Origin of the sequence: Planosporangium flavigriseum (assembly GCF_011947225.1) — a bacterium.
In the GTDB taxonomy this organism is placed as follows: Bacteria; Actinomycetota; Actinomycetes; order Mycobacteriales; family Micromonosporaceae; genus Planosporangium; species Planosporangium flavigriseum.
This window is the reverse complement of the sequence record NZ_JAATVW010000010.1, coordinates 63,032-79,000: the sequence shown is the minus strand read 5'-3', so window position 1 is coordinate 79,000 and position 15,969 is coordinate 63,032. Positions and strand designations below refer to the sequence as shown.

General features: G+C 69.8%; 17 protein-coding genes and 1 pseudogene. 9 read left to right on the top strand and 9 right to left on the bottom strand.

The annotated features are described in order from the left end of the window. Positions 1–57: 57 nt before the first annotated feature. Positions 58–1,281, bottom strand: coding sequence for an NO-inducible flavohemoprotein (gene hmpA, locus HC028_RS15585; protein ID WP_203981493.1), 1,224 nt, complete (start codon positions 1,279–1,281; stop codon positions 58–60). Positions 1,282–1,393: 112 nt separating this feature from the next. Between hmpA and HC028_RS28495 the strand changes: the two genes are divergently transcribed. Together HC028_RS28495 and HC028_RS15575 are read left to right on the top strand one after the other, a co-directional pair. Continuing rightward, positions 1,394–2,725: a cytochrome P450 gene (locus HC028_RS28495; RefSeq protein ID WP_168077961.1), complete on the top strand. Its 1,332-nt coding sequence runs from the start codon at positions 1,394–1,396 to the stop codon at positions 2,723–2,725. 147 nt (positions 2,726–2,872) lie between these two features. Beyond that, positions 2,873–3,919 (top strand): serine/threonine-protein kinase, encoded by a 1,047-nt coding sequence (locus HC028_RS15575; protein ID WP_168077959.1) that lies wholly within the window; start codon positions 2,873–2,875, stop codon positions 3,917–3,919. Between the two features lie 28 nt (positions 3,920–3,947). On the opposite strand, the gene HC028_RS15570 is transcribed toward HC028_RS15575, so the two are convergent. Then, positions 3,948–4,469, bottom strand: a complete 522-nt coding sequence (locus HC028_RS15570; RefSeq protein ID WP_168077957.1) for a GNAT family N-acetyltransferase — start codon at positions 4,467–4,469, stop codon at positions 3,948–3,950. A gap of 150 nt (positions 4,470–4,619) precedes the next feature. Between HC028_RS15570 and HC028_RS15565 the strand changes: the two are divergent. Together HC028_RS15565 and HC028_RS28490 are read left to right on the top strand one after the other, a co-directional pair. Next, positions 4,620–5,237 (top strand): annotated as a pseudogene (locus HC028_RS15565) (phosphoribosyltransferase); the annotation flags it as partial. Positions 5,238–5,296: 59 nt separating this feature from the next. After that, positions 5,297–6,145, top strand: coding sequence for a universal stress protein (locus HC028_RS28490; protein WP_168077954.1), 849 nt, complete (start codon positions 5,297–5,299; stop codon positions 6,143–6,145). Between the two features lie 5 nt (positions 6,146–6,150). Here HC028_RS28490 and HC028_RS15555 read toward each other — a convergent pair whose 3' ends face one another. The 3 genes from HC028_RS15555 to HC028_RS15545 form a co-directional block, all read right to left on the bottom strand. Beyond that, complete coding sequence (locus HC028_RS15555; RefSeq protein WP_308442084.1) at positions 6,151–7,107, bottom strand: diacylglycerol/lipid kinase family protein; 957 nt, start codon at positions 7,105–7,107, stop codon at positions 6,151–6,153. Between the two features lie 402 nt (positions 7,108–7,509). Continuing rightward, the gene (locus HC028_RS15550) at positions 7,510–7,710 is read right to left on the bottom strand and encodes a hypothetical protein (protein ID WP_168077952.1); all 201 of its coding nucleotides are present in this window, start codon (positions 7,708–7,710) and stop codon (positions 7,510–7,512) included. 122 nt (positions 7,711–7,832) lie between these two features. Further along, positions 7,833–8,033 (bottom strand): hypothetical protein, encoded by a 201-nt coding sequence (locus HC028_RS15545; protein WP_168077950.1) that lies wholly within the window; start codon positions 8,031–8,033, stop codon positions 7,833–7,835. A 181-nt stretch (positions 8,034–8,214) separates the two neighbouring features. Between HC028_RS15545 and HC028_RS15540 the strand changes: the two genes are divergently transcribed. After that, positions 8,215–8,721 (top strand): inorganic diphosphatase, encoded by a 507-nt coding sequence (locus tag HC028_RS15540; RefSeq protein ID WP_168078150.1) that lies wholly within the window; start codon positions 8,215–8,217, stop codon positions 8,719–8,721. Positions 8,722–9,006: 285 nt separating this feature from the next. After that, positions 9,007–10,233, top strand: a complete 1,227-nt coding sequence (locus tag HC028_RS15535) for an LCP family protein (RefSeq protein ID WP_168077948.1) — start codon at positions 9,007–9,009, stop codon at positions 10,231–10,233. Between the two features lie 70 nt (positions 10,234–10,303). On the opposite strand, the gene HC028_RS15530 is transcribed toward HC028_RS15535, so the two are convergent. Continuing rightward, positions 10,304–10,672: a hypothetical protein gene (locus HC028_RS15530; protein ID WP_168077946.1), complete on the bottom strand. Its 369-nt coding sequence runs from the start codon at positions 10,670–10,672 to the stop codon at positions 10,304–10,306. Between the two features lie 494 nt (positions 10,673–11,166). Between HC028_RS15530 and HC028_RS15525 the strand changes: the two genes are divergently transcribed. Continuing rightward, the gene (locus HC028_RS15525) at positions 11,167–12,690 is read left to right on the top strand and encodes an MFS transporter (RefSeq protein WP_168078149.1); all 1,524 of its coding nucleotides are present in this window, start codon (positions 11,167–11,169) and stop codon (positions 12,688–12,690) included. Positions 12,691–12,806: 116 nt separating this feature from the next. After that, positions 12,807–13,583, top strand: a complete 777-nt coding sequence (locus HC028_RS15520) for a sulfite exporter TauE/SafE family protein (protein WP_168077944.1) — start codon at positions 12,807–12,809, stop codon at positions 13,581–13,583. Here HC028_RS15520 and HC028_RS15515 read toward each other — a convergent pair whose 3' ends face one another. Together HC028_RS15515 and HC028_RS15510 are read right to left on the bottom strand one after the other, a co-directional pair. Further along, positions 13,584–14,450 (bottom strand): AEC family transporter, encoded by an 867-nt coding sequence (locus tag HC028_RS15515; protein ID WP_168077942.1) that lies wholly within the window; start codon positions 14,448–14,450, stop codon positions 13,584–13,586. A 92-nt stretch (positions 14,451–14,542) separates the two neighbouring features. After that, positions 14,543–14,680 (bottom strand): hypothetical protein, encoded by a 138-nt coding sequence (locus HC028_RS15510; protein ID WP_168077940.1) that lies wholly within the window; start codon positions 14,678–14,680, stop codon positions 14,543–14,545. A gap of 341 nt (positions 14,681–15,021) precedes the next feature. Here HC028_RS15510 and HC028_RS15505 point away from each other — a divergent pair, with 341 nt between their 5' ends. Then, positions 15,022–15,423 (top strand): DUF2267 domain-containing protein, encoded by a 402-nt coding sequence (locus HC028_RS15505; protein WP_240940141.1) that lies wholly within the window; start codon positions 15,022–15,024, stop codon positions 15,421–15,423. Between the two features lie 45 nt (positions 15,424–15,468). On the opposite strand, the gene HC028_RS15500 is transcribed toward HC028_RS15505, so the two are convergent. Next, on the bottom strand, positions 15,469–15,798 hold the full coding sequence (locus tag HC028_RS15500; protein WP_168077938.1) for an anti-sigma factor antagonist: 330 nt from the start codon (positions 15,796–15,798) through the stop codon (positions 15,469–15,471). Between the last annotated feature and the right edge of the window lie 171 nt (positions 15,799–15,969).

Below are 15,969 nucleotides of genomic sequence, written 5' to 3'. Positions count from 1 at the left end.
CATGCCCGGCTCCACGGTGTTGCCCACGCTAGGAACGCACACTAGGAGCCGGCGCGATCACGCGTACAGGGCCTCGGCGGGGCCGAAGAACTCGAAGTGGATGCGCTCGTCCGGTACGTCCAGGGCACGCAGTCCGATGGCGAGCATGCGCATGAACCCCTCCGGTCCACAGAAGTAGAAGTCGAGATCGACAACCGCGAGTTCGCCCTTGAGCCACTCCATCGTGATCCGTCCGGGCAGGTCGTAGTCGCGACCGAGGACGTCTTCAGGCATCGGGTTGGTGTAGAAAACGACCGAGTGAACCGCCGTGTACGCGGCGGCGAGGTCGCGGACGTGGCGCTTCATGGCGTGCTCGCGGCCGCACCTCGTGGCATGTACGAACCAGATTTCCCGCGGCGCGTCGTGTTCGACGAGATACTCCAGCATGGACAGTACGGGAGTGAGCCCAACCCCGCCGCTGAGCAGCGCGACGGGTCGGTGGGACGCCTCGTCCAGATAGAAGTCGCCGGCCGGCGGGCTGACCCGTACGACCCTGCCCACACTCACTTCACCGTGCAGGTAGTGGGAGGCCAGACCGGGCGGGGCGTACGGCGCCTCTTCCGGAGGGTCCTCCCGCTTGACGGAGATGCGGTAGTGGTCCCGCTGGGGCGCGCTCGAGATGCTGTAGTTGCGGGTGACCGGCCCGTGACCGGGGATGTCGAACCGGACGGTCAGGTACTGCCCGGGCTGGAACGCCATCAACGGCCCGGAGTCGGCCGGTCGCAAGTAGAAGGACTTGACTGTCTCGCTCTCGGACACGATCCGTTCGACGGCGAAGTCGCGCCAGCCGACCCAGCCCCCGGGTGCGAGGGCACGGACCTCGTACAGCTCGTGCTCGCGGCTCATCAGGGTGTACGCGAGGAAGTCGTACGCCTGGGTCCATGCGGCGATCACGTCCTCGGTGGCCGCCTCGCCGAGGACGTCGATCAGCGCACCGATCAGAGCCCGGCCGACGTACGGGTAGTGCTCCGGCCGGATGTTGAGGCCGACGTGTTTCTGGGTGATCCGTTCGATCATCGGCACGTACTCGTCGAGGCGGTCGATGTTGTCGGCGAAGGCGTGCACGGCTCCGGCGAGCGCCCGCGGCTGGCTGCCCTCCTGGCTGTGATGGGCCTGGTTGAACAGGCTCTTGATCTCCTCGTTCTGGAAGAGGATCTCGTACAGCCGGCGGGTGATCTCCAAGCCGCGCTCCCGCAGGATCGGTGCGGTCGCTTTGACGGTACGGATCGTCGCGGGGCTCAATGCCGTACCTGTCGCGGCTACACCTGGCACAGCGGGGCCGCTACCCGATTCGGCGCACGCTATGCACGGATACTCCCGTTTGAGCGCCATGGCACGGGGTAGCCGCGAGCCCGTGACGACACAGATCAAGGTGGAGGGGCCACCCAGAATCCGACGTGACGCGATCCCGACGCGGGCACTTCTCGACCGTTCCCTCCTGTTCTTCCTGGAGGGTTACACCTTCACGATCAAGCGGTACCACCGCTGGCGCGCTCGCGCGTTCGAGACGCGCCTGCTGGCCCGCCGCAGCGTCGTCATGGCTGGTCGCGACGCGACGAGCCTGTTTTACGACGCGGACCGGATCGTGCAGTCCCGGTTCGTGCCGTGGCCCATCCGTACCACGCTCTTCGGCGCAGGAGCGGTGCACTTCCTCGAAGGCGAGGAGCACCGCCACCGCAAGGCGATGTTCATGTCGATGGTGACCGAGGAGTCCGTCGCGGCCCTGGCCGCCGCTACCGCCAGGCGGTGGGACGCCGCGTCCGACCGGTGGGAGGCCGCCGACCGGGTGGTGCTGTTCGACGAGGCCGTCCAGGTCCTCGGGTCTGCGGCGTTCACCTGGGCGGGTATCCCGGTGGAGCGGACCGACGAAGGGCGCCGCGCACGGGACCTCGCGACCATCGTCGACGGATTCGGCAGCCTGGGGCTCCGCCACTTGCGGGCCCGTATGGCGCGCCGGCGGGCGGACCGGTGGGCTCGCCGGCTCATAGCCGACGTACGCGCCGGGCGGCTGCACCCGCCGGTCGGCAGCCCGCTGGAGGTCATCGCCCGCCACCGCGGCCTCGACGGTCGGCCGATGGGCGAACGGCTCGCCGCTACCGAACTGCTCAACGTCGTACGCCCGACCGTCGCCGTCGCCTACTTCGTCACCTTCGCCGCGCTCGCGATGCACACCCATCCGGAGTGGCGCCCCCGGCTGGCCACCGGCGACGAGGCGGTACTGGAAGCGTTCGCCCACGAGGTGCGCCGGTACTATCCGTTCGCACCCGCCCTCGGTGCCAAGGTCCGCAGGGAGTTCACCTGGCAGGGGCGCCGATTCCCCCGCGGCCGGGTGGTCATGCTCGACGTCTTCGGCACCGACCGTGACGCGGGCAGCTGGGCCGATCCGGAACGCTTCGACCCGGAACGGTTCATCGGCCGCGAACCTGACAACCTCGCCTGGGTACCGCACGGTGACGGCGAGCCGTACACCAGTCACCGCTGCGCGGGGGAAGGAGTGACCACGGAACTGCTCAAGACCGCTGAGCGGTACCTGGCCCGCCTGCGTTACGACATTCCACGGCAGGACCTGCGGGTGCCCCTGAACCGGATCCCCACCCGGCCACCCAGCGGCTTCATCATGACGAACGTGCGCCGCATCCTGGTGCCGGCCGGGGCCGACGCCGGTGCCCGGCGACGAAGCGCGTGACCCGCGCTGCCGCGTTTTCGTGTCCTGAGCCTGCCTGCGCTGCGCTGAACCCGCCGGTACTGAACGTGCCGCTGCTGTGCGGCGCTGTTTGTCCGGCTACTCGTTGGGGTACACGGCGGGGGCACGGCGACAGGCAAGGAGCGGCGGGTGCGGATACTGGACGGGCGGTACCAGCTCGAACAGTGCATCGGTGTGGGCGGCATGTCGGAGGTCTGGCGAGGGTACGACCAGGTACTCGCCCGGCCCGTCGCGGTGAAACTCCTCGCTCCGAGGCAGACCGCCGCGCAAGACTGCTCGGCTGATCAGGACTGCGGTGAGCGGGCGCGTACCGAGGCCCGCTCCGCCGCCCAACTCGCGCATCCGAACGTCGCGAGCGTGTACGACTTCGGAATGGCCCCGCTTCCGCAGGGCCGGCAGGCGCCGTACATCGTGATGGAACTCGTCCACGGTGCCACCCTGGCCGATCACCTCGCCGCCGGCCCCATGCACTGGGATATCGCGGTGCGCATCTGCGCCGAGGTGAGCGCGGCGCTCGCAGCCGCGCACGGTCAGGGCATCGTCCACCGCGATGTCAAACCGGCCAACATCATGCTGACGCCGTCCGGGGTGAAGGTGCTCGACTTCGGCATCGCGACGGCGGCCGGCCAACACGATCAGCAACCGGACGGCTTCGTGCTGGGGACACCTGCCTACCTCGCCCCGGAACGCCTCGGCTGCGACGCCGCGACGCCAGCCACTGACATGTACGCCGTCGGGGTGCTGCTGTACCAGTGCCTGACGGGCCGCCTGCCGTGGCCGGCCGAGACCCCGACGCAACTGGTGCTCGCGCAGCACTACCGCCAGCCCGACGCGTTGCCGGTGATCGACGGCCTCGCGGCTGAGGCGGCCGAGCTGTGTACCCGCTGCCTCAGCGCCGACCCGGAAGAGCGTCCCACGAGTCCGCTCGCCGCCCTCGTCCTGGCGGAGGCGGTCGACGCCCGCGTCTACGTGCCGCCGTTCGGTGTACCCGCGCCGACGCCATCGCCCTCCCCGGCCTCTCCCCGTCGCGCGACAGGCCGCACCGGCGCTGAGCATGTCGGCAAGCACCGCGCGTCATCGCAGCGCGCTTCCGGGGCCCCTTCTCGAGACTCCAACGCTTGGGCCTCCAGCCCGACCGAAGCCTCTCCCCGCAGGAGCGGCGAGCCTCGCGGCTGAGCCGGGCTACGCAGAGGTACCGACTCGATCAGAGGCGCTTGCTCATCAGGGTCGTGGGCTCCAGCCGTCCATCTGGGGTCGCGGCGTAGTCCTCGATCACACCCACCCGCTGCCACCCCATTCGCTCGTACCGGCGCTCCGCGGGGCTGCCGGTCTGGGTGTCGAGCACCAGGACGGTGCGCCCGAGTTTGCGGGCGGTCTCTTCGAGGGTGGACAACAGTGCCCATGCGCAGCCACGACCTCGGCTGTCGCGGTGTACCAGCAACTTCGCGACCTCGGCCCGGTGCGCGCCGTTCGGCTGGGTCGCGAGTAGCAGCCGCACGGTACCGATGATCCGTCCGCTCTCGTCGCGGGCCACCCACGTCAGACTGTTCGGGTCCTGCAGCGCGCCGCGCCACCACGCCCGCGCCTCGTCCTGGGTCAGGCCGGCGAGGAACCCGACGCTTGCGCCGCCGGAGACACAGTCGACCAGCACGTCCGCGAGCCCGCTCTCGGCCGATGCCACCGGCCCGGAGTCCAGAAGATCGGCGTCCAAGAGGTCAATCCGCATCGGCACATCATGGCGTACCCCCTCGCCGGGGCCGCTGTCAGTCCGCGAAGCGCGCCGAGCAATCCTTGATGAACGGTTTATGGGACTTTCGGCTGTGCCGGCCGGAAGGGGCGGGCCGGCGGGAACAGCGAGTTGATCGGAAGGGCCGACGTGATTTTCTACGACCGCGTCGACGCGGGGCAACGACTGGCACCTGAACTGGCGCATCTTCGCGCGGAGGATGTCGTCGTCCTAGGTCTACCCCGAGGTGGCGTGCCGGTTGCGTTCGAGGTCGCGCGAGCACTGGACGCGCCACTCGACGTGATCGTCGTACGCAAGGTCGGCGTACCGTGGCAGCCCGAACTCGCGATGGGCGCGGTCGGCGAGGACGGCACCATGATCGTCAACCCGGCGGTGATCCGCGCCGCCCGCGTCGACCAACACGAACTCGCCGCTGCGGCGAATGACGCGCGCGCCGAACTGACGCAGCGGGTCGAGCGCCTGCGCGGTGATCGCCCCCGCATCGACCTGCGAGGCAAGACGGCCGTCATCGTCGACGACGGCATCGCCACCGGGGCGACGGCGCGGGTGGCGTGCCAGGTTGCGCGGGCGCAGGGCGCAGACCGGGTCGTCCTGGCCGTGCCGGTCGCGCCGCCCGCCGCGGTCACGGCTATGTCGGATGTCGCCGACGAGGTCGTGTGCGTACAGCAGCCTGACCTGTTCCAAGCGGTCGGGCAGTTCTACGAAGACTTCAGCGCGACCAGTGACGCGGACGTGGTGACACTGCTCGGCCGCGCCGGCCAAGGTCAGGATCGCAGCGTTGGCGATCGACGCGAAGGAGGTCAGCGGTGGCCACCTCAACCGCCCGGCCGGTCGTCGCCGGCATAGACACTTCAACCGCCGGCCGCGCTGCGGCCCGACTGGCGGCGGCGGAGGCCGTGCTACACGAGCGACCGCTGTGTCTCCTTTCGGCCGACCCCGCGCCGGCAGTACGCGAAATCCGCAACAGCCATCCGGTCCTCCCGATCGAGGGTGAAACCGTCTCCGGTGACCTCGTCGATGCACTCGTCGAGCGTTCCCGCGCCGCCCACCTTCTTGTGGTGGCCGCCGGTCATGGCTTCACCACGCCACCCGCGTCCCCCTCGACCTCGTTCACGCGGCAGTTCGCCGATCCGGTCAGTGCCCAGGTCGCCGCGCATGCCGAGTGCCCGGTCATCATCGACTCAGCGGGATCGGCCGGAATGGTCGGGCCGGTGCTGCTCGGCGCGGAGGACGAAGCGGACGGGCCGGCAGTCATTGAGTACGCCTTCGCCGAAGCGCTGGTACGTGGCGTCATGCTACGCGTGGTACATGTCTGGGCGGAGCCCCCGGATGGCGCCCTGAGCACGGTGGACCCATTCGCCTATGACGTGGAAGCGGCCGCTGAGGACGCGGACCGGCTCATGGCTGAGTGGCTCGCCGGCTGGGACTCCAGTTACCCCGACGTGGTGGTGAGCCGGGAGGCCATGCACCACCCGAACGTCGCCCAGGCTCTGCTCGGGCTCAGCGCGGATGCTGCGCTGATAGTGGTCAGCGCCCGTAGCCACCCCGACCTGAGCGGGATGCTGCTCGGCCCGGTGACAGGGGCACTGCTCGGGCGTACCCACTGCCCGCTCGCGATCATGCCTGCGCGCTGCAGTTGGCCGACGCCCGACTGAACGCCCTACTGCCCGTCCGGCACGCTTTCCTCCGGTACACAGACCGTGATGGCCGCCGGGGCGATCCGCGCCTTCAACCGCGTCGTCTTGCCTCGCGCGCCGCCGTCGAGCTCGTACGTCAGGGGCTTGCCGATCTTCACGTCGACCGCCTTCGCCCGGGTGATCCGCACAAACGGCGAGCGGTCGGAGCGGCCAAGCGTCATCCGCCCCAGCGCGCGGCCCCACTGCAGGACCCCTTTCGCCCTGGCCACGCCGACCTCGAGCCAGCCGTCGTCGAGCCGGGCGTCGTCGAAGGCCTTGATGCCGCCGGTGATCGTGCCCACGTTGCCGAGCAGCACGCAGCTGGCCTTGCCGTCGAACCACTTGCTGCCATCGATCCAGATCTTGACGCGCGCGGTGTCGTCGCGCACGTGCTTGAGCGCGGTCCACACGTATGCGAGCCGCCCCGCTCTGTCCTTCAAGCTCCGCTTGGCATCGTTGATCAGCTCACCGTCGAAGCCGGCGCCGGCCATGACCGCGAAGTGCTCGCCATTGATCCTTCCCAGGTCGAGCCTGCGGCGTCGGCCGCGGAACCCGATGCGCACCGCGGCGCGGAGGTCCGGTGGGATTCCCAGGTTGCTGGCGAGCATGTTCGCCGTGCCGGCGGGCACGATCGCGAGTACAGCGTTCGAGCCAGCCAGCGCGTCGACGCAGTGCTGGACCATGCCGTCGCCGCCCCAGACGAACACCATCTCGGCACCGGCCTTGAGCGCCTTGCGGGCCTTCTTCGGCGCCTTCTTGCTCTTCTTGACCTCGTACCAGACAAGGTCCTCGACGCCTTCGTCGGTGACGAGCTTGCGCAGTTCGTCGAGGCCGCCACCGAGCGTCTTCTTCCGGTGTGCGACGACGGCGACAGTGCCTACTCGAGTCTTGCCCTCCCGAGTCGTGTCCGCCTGAGTGGCACCTTCCAGCGTCACACTCACCGAAATCACCTGCCCAACGTGCACTCCAACTGTCCGCCTCGGACGGTCACCGGATACCCGCACGGCGATGAATCCAATCCATGCCCGTGTGAGGTGGCAGGTGATTAATGACTCTCGACCGCATCACTGGCGTCGGTGGCATCCGGTTGCGTTGGGATTTTTGTTCGGGGTCGGTGTAGGTGGGTGGGATGAATTCGGCGGCCCTTCTACCGGGAGGGTGACGGTGCTGCCGCCGGGGCAGAGGTAGATCATGGCGGTGAGGTTGTCGCGGTTGCGACGACCCGAACGGGTGGGCGGCGCCGCGGCCACGTGAAGAGGGCCCTTCCCCGCACGAAGACGCGCGGAAGGGCCCCTCCTTACCGGTGACCCGTACAGACGACACACAGGGTGCCCCGTCGGAACCTACTCAGCGACCACCTCGGCGGGCGTCGCCCGCACGCGGGTGCCGTCCTGCAAGACAACCTCGACCCGACCATCGTCGCCGAGCGGGCCCACCCCGTAGACCGGCTTGCCGGACAGCCCCCGCAGTCTCTGCGTTTGCTGGTGCGACAGGCTCGGCCGGAACACCCAAGCCACCTCGGTCGGCCGCCTCGACTCCCCCATGACTACCTCCGCTCCTTGCCGGAGTAGACCCTAGGAGCCCGTACGGCGCCCGCTGCGCCGACGCGCCGAGGACCGTGTGCGGCCCACCCCGTCGGGTTACGACTAACGGCCGTCGGCAGGCGCTACAGCGACGGGGAGCGGTGATCGGTCAGGTACGCCTCGACGCGCTCGGCGGGCGCCGGAGCGGCGAACAGGCGGCCCTGGCCGATCTTCAGCAGGCGCCGATCACTGACCACCGCGTGCGGGAACGACGCACGGACACTCGGACCACCCCGTTCGACCCGGTGTTCGCACAGATCATGGCGTGGCTGCGGCAGGGACATCCCGGCCTTTCCCCTCCCAGGATGTGCGCGGGCCTACGGGTCTACCGTTGTAGGAAGTGCCCGGCACGAAGCCGCGCCCCGAGACGCCGCGCCCCGAGACGAAGCCATGAGCCATCCACCAGTACCCGGCCCGCGCGATCCGGCCAAGCCCCTCGTCACCACGGACGAGCGGGAGCCGACGATGGAATTCGACGTGACCGTCGAAATTCCCAAGGGACAGCGGAACAAGTACGAGATGGATCGGACCACCGGCCGGCTCCGACTGGACCGCACGCTCTTCACCGCGACGCAGTACCCGGCCGATTATGGCTTCGTCGAGGGCACTCTCGTCGACGGTGGTGACCCGCTTGACGCGCTGGCGTTGGTACGCGAGCCGACGTTCCCCGGCTGCCTGATCCGCTGCCGCGCCATCGGCATGTTCTGTATGCGCGACGAAAAGGGCAGCGACCACAAGGTGCTGTGCGTACCGGCCCACGACCCGCGCGAGGCGCATCTGCAGGACATCGACGATCTGCCGGCCTTCGACCGCCTCGAGATCCAGCACTTCTTCGAGGTCTACAAGGACCTTGAGCCGGGCACGAGCGTCGAGGACGCGCGCTGGACCGGGCGCGCCGAGGCAGAGGCGGAGATTGAGCGGTCCTGGGAACGCTGCCGCGCTGTGCGCGCGGGCGGGGCCTCCCCCTGGTAATCGCAGCCCTGGTCATCGCAGTACTGGTCATCGCGGGCGAGTCATCGCGTCCCCGGTTGCCGCCGGTAGGCAGTCGAGACAGCGGTGGTGAGACCGGATGCACCGGTGACGGGTCACAGGTTCGAACGGTGTGGGCATGGGCATGAGCCACCCGCGCCCTGGCTCATCTGTACCGGGACGGCTCGTCTCCGCCCGCATCCCCGCGACACGGTGCGACCAGACCAGCGGGCGCCATCGATGAGTGTCGAGAACTGACGACGGCCGTGAGGTGCGGAGGAACTGGGTATGCCAAGGATGTTCGGACGCAGCCCCGAGGCTGGTACGGCGACTGCGTCCGGCAAGGGCGACGGTGCGCGCCAGATCAGGCGGCCGGTACACGATCCGCGGTGGGCGCAGGCGCTCGTCACGATCGGCATCCTCCTGATGCTTGCCAGCGGGGTCGCACTGGCCGGCGGTAAGTTTCTGCTCGCCCGCTACACCGGCGGCGTGCGTCAGGCGCACCTGCTGGGCGGGGCGGCGGCCTCGCTGCTGGTGAGCAGTGGGCCGATGCAAGGCCGTATCCAGGGCCCGATCAACATCCTGCTGGCCGGTATCGACGAACGCAGCGACGACCCGGGCGGCGGCGCCCGCGCGGATTCGATCATCATCGCGCACATCCCGGCCAGCCGCGACCGCGCCTTTCTGGTCTCCATCCCGCGCGACAGCCGGGTCGAAATCCCGGCGTTCCCCAAGACCGGCTACTCCGGCGGCACCGACAAGATCAATGCCTCCTTCGCTTTCGGGTTCGGATTCAGCGAGGCCGGCAATCGCGCTGACGGGTTCGAGCTTCTCGCCCTGACCATCAAGCAGCTCGCCGGAGTCAGCTTCAACGCCGGGGCGATCGTCAACTTCGACGGCCTTCGCCGGGTCGTCGACACGGTTGGCGGAGTCGAGCTGTGCGTCGACGAGGAGACGACCTCCGTGCACATCGGCCAGGACGCGAACGGCGGGACGACCATCCCGTACCGGCAGTCACCGCCGGACAACCAGCCGGTACCGATCCCCGGGGTCCGCCCGCAGGTCTACCACGTCGGCTGCCAGCATTTCGCCGGCTGGCAGGCCCTCGACTACGTGCGTCAACGGGAACTCATACCCGACGGCGACTACGGCCGCCAACGCCACCAGCAGCAGCTCATCGCGGCCCTGGTCAAGAGGATCGCCAGCACCGGCGTACTCACCGACCCACTGGGCGCCGACCGGATGATGCGGGCCCTGGGCAACGCGGTGACCTTCGATGGCAACGGCGTATCCCTTGCCGACTGGACCTTCACCCTCCGGGGCATCGCCCCGAACGCCATCACGATGATCAGGAGCAACGCCGGCCAGTACAGCGCGCAGACCATCGACGGCCAGGAGTTCGAGATCCTCACCGATACCAGCCGCCAGATGTTGACCGCGCTCCGCGACGACACGCTCGACGCGTTCATCGCCGCCCACCCGGACTGGGTCATCAGTACGCCCGGCGGCGCTTGATCCTCAGCGTTTACACAGGGACCTGCGAGCAGCCTGGGAAGCGTGGGATGCCGGTGGTCCGGCCACCGGATCACAGCTGAATACGCAGGAGGTTCGGCATGAAGCCGATCAAGCGCGTCGTGATGGCTACCGTGGCGGCCACCACCATAGCGCTCGGCGGTGGCGTGGGCGTGGCACTGGCGGACGTCGCGCCCAGCCCAACGACCACGACCAGCCCAACGACCACGACCAGCCCGACGACCGTACCGAGTCCAACCCTCTCCCCCACGGCACCCGGCGGCGCCGGTACCACGCCGAGCCGGACCACAGCGCCCAGCCCGACGGCTACCGGTGGGGCACCGGGTGCGCCCGGAGTCGCGCCAAGTGCTCCCGGAGCGACACCGACGGCGCCAGGAACGCCGCCGGCGACACCCGGAGCGACCCCGACAGCGCCCGGCACCGCTCCGCCGGCAAGCCCGGAGGAGGAGTGTTGTTGCTGCTGCTGGGAGCACCACCATCACGGGTACAGGCACCACGGCGAAGGCAGCCCCGGCGCTAATGAAGGCCCCGGAGCCACCGGCAGCCCGCAGGGTACCGAGAGCCCCGGCACCAGCCCAGCGAAGTGACGTCAGCAGCTGATTTTCGCACCGGGTGAGCACATCAGGTCGTACGCACATCGGCCCTTACAACCGGCGCCGTGGCACCGTTGAACCGTGGCGCCGTCGCACCGTTGCGCCCCTGAACGACGACACGCGCTGAGGGCCCTCGACAGGGTCTACCCCGTCGAGGGCCCTTGGTGTGCCCCGATAACGCTGGACACAACGGACCGCACCGGTTGCCGAACAGGTGCGAACCAGGGTGCGTCCAGTTTCTACCTCTCGCCCGGTTCATCTGCCCTCCGATCTAAAGACGCGGTACATCCGCGACATCTTTGGGGGCTTACGCGTGCGACCGATGTTCGGAGCGCTGCGCCAGTACAACTACCGGCTGTGGGCCACGGCCGATCTGATCTCCATCACCGGTACCTGGATGCAGGTGTTGGGCGTCAACTGGTACCTGCTGCAGACGACCGGGTCGGCGGCGAAGATGGGCCTCGGGGTCCTGCTGCAGTCGCTGCCGGTGCTCCTTTTGGGCCCGTACGCCGGGGCGCTGGCCGACCGGATCCGGCCGCGGCCGCTGCTGGTGGCGAGCCAGTTCGTGCACGCGGCCCTCGCCGCCGGGCTGGCGCTGGTCGCCTTCGCCGGCTCGCACGCACTCTGGCCGGTGTACCTGATCTCGCTGCTGTCCGGGGTGGTCTCGGCCATCGACGGCCCGGCGCTGGGCCGGTTCGGGTCGATGGTGGTCGGGCCCAAGGCGCTGGGCAACGCGCTCGCGTTCGGCTCGCTGATCAACTCGACCGGCCGGATCGTGGGCATGAGCCTGGGCGGGGTCCTGGTGGCCACCGCCGGCGCGGGGGCGCTGTTCGCCGGCAACGCGGTGAGCTTCCTGGCCGTCGTCGCCGCGCTGCTGCTGATGCGCCCGCGTGAGTGGCACCCGCTGGCCAGCGCCACCGACGCCCCGGCCGCCGAGCGCGGGATCCGGGCCGGGTTCGCCTACCTGCTACGCCAGCCGGTCGTGCTGGTCACGCTCGCGCTGTCGCTGGTCCTCGGCTGCCTGGGCCGTAACTACCAGGTCACCATGGCCGCGATGAGCGACGGGCCGCTGCACGCCGGCGCCGCCGGATACGGGCTGCTGTCGACCGTGTTCGCCGTCGGCACGGCCGTCGGCGCGCTGGTCGCCGCGCACCGGTCCGAGCTGACCCATCGCCTGCTGCTCGCCGCCGCGATGCTGGGCAGTACGCTCCAACTCTTCTCCGGCCTGACGCCGGGCCTCGCCGCGTTCGCCGTCGTGATCCTGCCGATCGCATCAGCCGCAATTGTGATCGACACGGCTGTGGCGGCACGCGTACAGCTCGACACCCGCGAGGACATGCGCGGCCGGGTCGTCTCGGCGATGACGATCGTCGCATCGCTTTCCGGAATGGTAGGCGCCCCGCTGCTCGGCTGGCTGTCGGAGGTCCTCGGCGCGCGTACCGCCCTGATGTCCGCCGGTACCGTTTGCCTGCTCGCCTGCGCGGCCGCCGCTGTGCTGCTGGCCCGGCTGACGGCGGCGGAGCCCGCCTCGGCCCCGGCCGCCGCTGCTGACGCTGCCGCTACCGACACTGCCGGCGCAGACAATGCCGGCGCTGCCGGCGCGGCTGCCGAGGCTACGGCCCCTGAGCCAGCCGTCACCGTGCTGCCCACCACCGCCACGATGGCGATCTACGCCTTGATACCCCGCTCGATGACGAGCCGACCAGCCCGGCGCGCCCGGCGACGGGTCGGCGGGCCGGCGCGGCGACATCTGCCGGTGCCGGCCAGCTACTCCGGCCGGCGTGGCCCGGGCGCCGCCGCCGCGCGTCCGTCCCGGCGCGGCCGCCCGGACGCGGGCGCGGCCTGAGACGAGCGCCACCGGAAACGATCACACCTGAAACGATCACGCTTGAAACGGGCGCGGAGGCCGCCAACCGTTACGGTGCTTTACGCACATCACCGTACGTAGCGCCGGGAGCGTCCGTGAGCCTGGAACATCTGTTGCTGCTGTTCGCCGCCGCCGGCGCCGCGGGCTGGGTCGACGCGGTAGCCGGCGGCGGTGGGCTCCTGCAACTGCCGGCGCTGCTGCTCGCCGCACCCCAGGCACCGGTCGCCGCCGCGCTGGGCACCAACAAGCTCTCCTCGATCATGGGTACGGCGACCGCCGCGGTCACGTACGGCCGGCGTACCAAGCTGGACTGGCGCACCCTCGGCCCCGCGACGCTGCTCGCGGTGGTGTGCTCCGGGCTGGGCGCGTTGAGCGCGTCGGCGGTTCCGGCGCCGTACTTCCGGCCGATCATCATGGCGATGCTGCTCGCGGTCGCGCTGTTCGTCGTGTTCCGGCCGCAGTTCGGCACGATCCAGCCCGATCTCGGCGGCGTTGAGCTGCCACTGCGACGCCGGGTGACCGCACTGCTGCTCGCCGGCGTCGCCATCGCCTGCTACGACGGTGTCCTGGGCCCCGGGACCGGAACTTTCCTGATCTTCACCTTCATCGGCATTCTCGGTCACGACTTCGTACACAGCTCGGCCATGGCAAAGGTCATCAACGCCGGCACGAATCTCGGCGCGCTCGCCGTGTTCGCCGCGCAGGGGCACGTGCTCTGGCTGGCCGGGCTGGGGATGGCGGTCTTCAACATCGCCGGCGCCCGCCTCGGCGCGGCGACCGCGTTGCGGCGCGGGTCGGGGTTCGTCCGGGTGGTGCTGCTCGTTGTGGTCATCGCCATGGTCGCCAAGCTCGCGCTCGACCAGTGGGCGTGATCAACCCACAAACAACGCGCCGGTCCCGACGACAAGCGCCGTCAGCGCGGTCGCAACCACGGACAGTCCGATGACGGTGATCCCGAACGCGGTGTCGTAGCCGTACAGGCGGGCCAGCACCACTGTGTTGAACGGGGCGAGGCCGGTGACCACGACCCACGCCACCGTCGGCACGGACAGCCCCAGCAGGGCGAGTACCAGCAGCGGGGCCGGCAGTAGCAGGGTCCGCGTGACCACGACGGCCGACGCCCGCGCGAGGTGGCGGCGGACAGGTCGCCCGGCCGGTACCGCGAGGCCGAAGGTGATCGCGCCGAACGCCCCAACGGCCACCGCGAGCGGCAGCAGCACCGTGGCGGCCCACGACGATGGCGCCGTGACGGCCCGTACCCCGAGCCCGACCAGCGCGGCGACGACCGGGCTGAGGTCGGTCGAGCGTTGGCCCAGGGTGGTGGCTACCGGGGCGTGCCGTTGCAGTCGCCGGATCGCGGGGGACACGCGGGGCGCGGTGAGCATCTCGTACACCGTCACGAACGCGACTCCCGCCGAGCCGAAGACGACGGTCGCGACCGGCAGGCTCCAGTACGTGGTGTTGCTGTGACCGGCGAAGCCGGCGACCGGGCGGTGTCCGGACGGGCCGACGGCCGCGAGCACCCGGGCGCACAGAATCTCCGAGCCGGCCACCACGGCGATGATGCCGATCATCTGCAGGCTGCCCTGGAACATCCAGCCGGCCAGGCAGCCGCGTACGACCGCCAGCGCCACCAACACCCGCCGGAAGACGTGCCGGAAGGTCCGGTCGGTGACGTGTCCGCGGATCGCAAGCCCGATGAGCGCGCCGAGCGGGAGCAGCAGGAGGGTATAGACCACTCTGCCCGCCTACCCCAGCACGCGAAGAACCACCGGCCCTCCGCGCCGCCTCATGAGACGGTACGGAGGGCCGATGGCCTGAGCAGCTCGGGCTACCTGGTGCCGACCAGTTCCCCGGTCTCGGCCGCCCACTCGGCGATCTGATGGGAGTACAGCTCGCCGTCGTCGCCGATGAAGTTGTACGAGATCCAGACCCGGCTGACCGCTGCCGCCGTGCCGAGGTCGGACATGAAGTCGGCCAACTGTGAACGCCAGGAGGCGGGGTCGCTGTCGTTCGTTCAGGCAGAACTGCTGTCCCGGCGGCTGGGGATGGTGATCGCGACCTGGACCGGCCCGCCTTTGGTGGGGTTGCCGCACCCTCGTGCCTATCTCGCCCCGCTGCGCGGCGACCGTCGCCATGCACGGCGTGTAGGCGAGCAGGAAGACCATGACCCCGGGTGGCGGTGGTGCACACCATCGCGCGTACAGCTTCCTAGGATCCTGGGTGATTGATGCTCCCCATTCTCGGCCGCAGGCGCGACGGTGCGGTTTGGGGTCAGGACACCGGGGTAGCCGACCCCCCGAGCTTGCGATGGGGACGGTCGAAATGGCGGAGCTGAAGTTCATCGAGAAGGTCGCGGAGCGTGCGGGCGTTCCCGAGGATCAAGCCGCTTCCCTGACCGAGGCGACCCTGCGAACCCTGGCGGAGCGGCTCACCGCGGGCGAGGCGGATGATCTGCCCGCTCACCTGCCCGACCAGTTCCGAGCCTGGCTGATCAAGTTCCAGGAGCCGGCGCCGGACTTCCCCCTCGACGAGTTCGTCCGTCGGGTCACCGAGCGTGCCGATGTCGACCGGGACGTCGCCGAGCGAGGCATCGTCGCGGTCATGGATTGCACGCACGACGCCGTCATGAACGAAGAGTTCGACGACATCATCTCCCAGCTACCGCACGAGTTCGAGGAACTGCTCAGGCCCGCCATGCGGCGGCGGTGAGGCGGTCCCGCACCTTCACCAGGGGATCGCGGCCGAGGAGTCGCGCTAGTCCCCGGACGGCCGGTATCCCAGCGCTTCAGCGACCCCGAGCGTGTTGAGCAGGCGCGCCACGAATGGGCTTGGATTCACCACCCGCAGCGAGGCGCCGACCTTCCGGGCGTAGCGCTGCACGCCGATCAGCGCGTTCAGCGCCGAACTGTCCAAGAAGGTGACCAACCCGAGATCGACGACCACCCGCGGCGGCCTCATGTCGAGAACCTTGGCCGTCAGCTCATCGCGCAGGGTCGCGGTCGACGCCACATCCAGGTCGCCGCGTACGTCGACGACGACCGTGCCGTCCGCCAACCGGTGTGTGCTCAACTGAGCGCTACCCACACCAGGACTCAAAATCTCTCCCCCGTGGTAGTCGCTGTCGACGTTCGCCTTTGCATGACCATCGACAGTTACCCCCTGCGATGCCCGCCAAACGGGGTTCAGGGGCGACGCGCGCAGCGCAACCTGCAACCCGCTACGTGCCGGCCACGCCGGCCACGTATCGGCGGATAG

Bases quoted from the DNA above. Each gene is read 5' to 3' on its own strand.
- HC028_RS15510 (WP_168077940.1), bottom strand. From the start codon at position 14,680: ATGTCCGACCTCGGCACGGCGGCAGCGGTCAGCCGGGTCTGGATCTCG.
- HC028_RS15535 (WP_168077948.1), top strand. From the start codon at position 9,007: ATGCCAAGGATGTTCGGACGCAGCCCCGAGGCTGGTACGGCGACTGCG.
- HC028_RS15550 (WP_168077952.1), bottom strand. From the start codon at position 7,710: ATGGGGGAGTCGAGGCGGCCGACCGAGGTGGCTTGGGTGTTCCGGCCG.
- HC028_RS15545 (WP_168077950.1), bottom strand. From the start codon at position 8,033: ATGTCCCTGCCGCAGCCACGCCATGATCTGTGCGAACACCGGGTCGAA.
- HC028_RS15570 (WP_168077957.1), bottom strand. From the start codon at position 4,469: ATGCGGATTGACCTCTTGGACGCCGATCTTCTGGACTCCGGGCCGGTG.
- HC028_RS15540 (WP_168078150.1), top strand. From the start codon at position 8,215: ATGGAATTCGACGTGACCGTCGAAATTCCCAAGGGACAGCGGAACAAG.
- HC028_RS15525 (WP_168078149.1), top strand. From the start codon at position 11,167: ATGTTCGGAGCGCTGCGCCAGTACAACTACCGGCTGTGGGCCACGGCC.
- HC028_RS15505 (WP_240940141.1), top strand. From the start codon at position 15,022: ATGGGGACGGTCGAAATGGCGGAGCTGAAGTTCATCGAGAAGGTCGCG.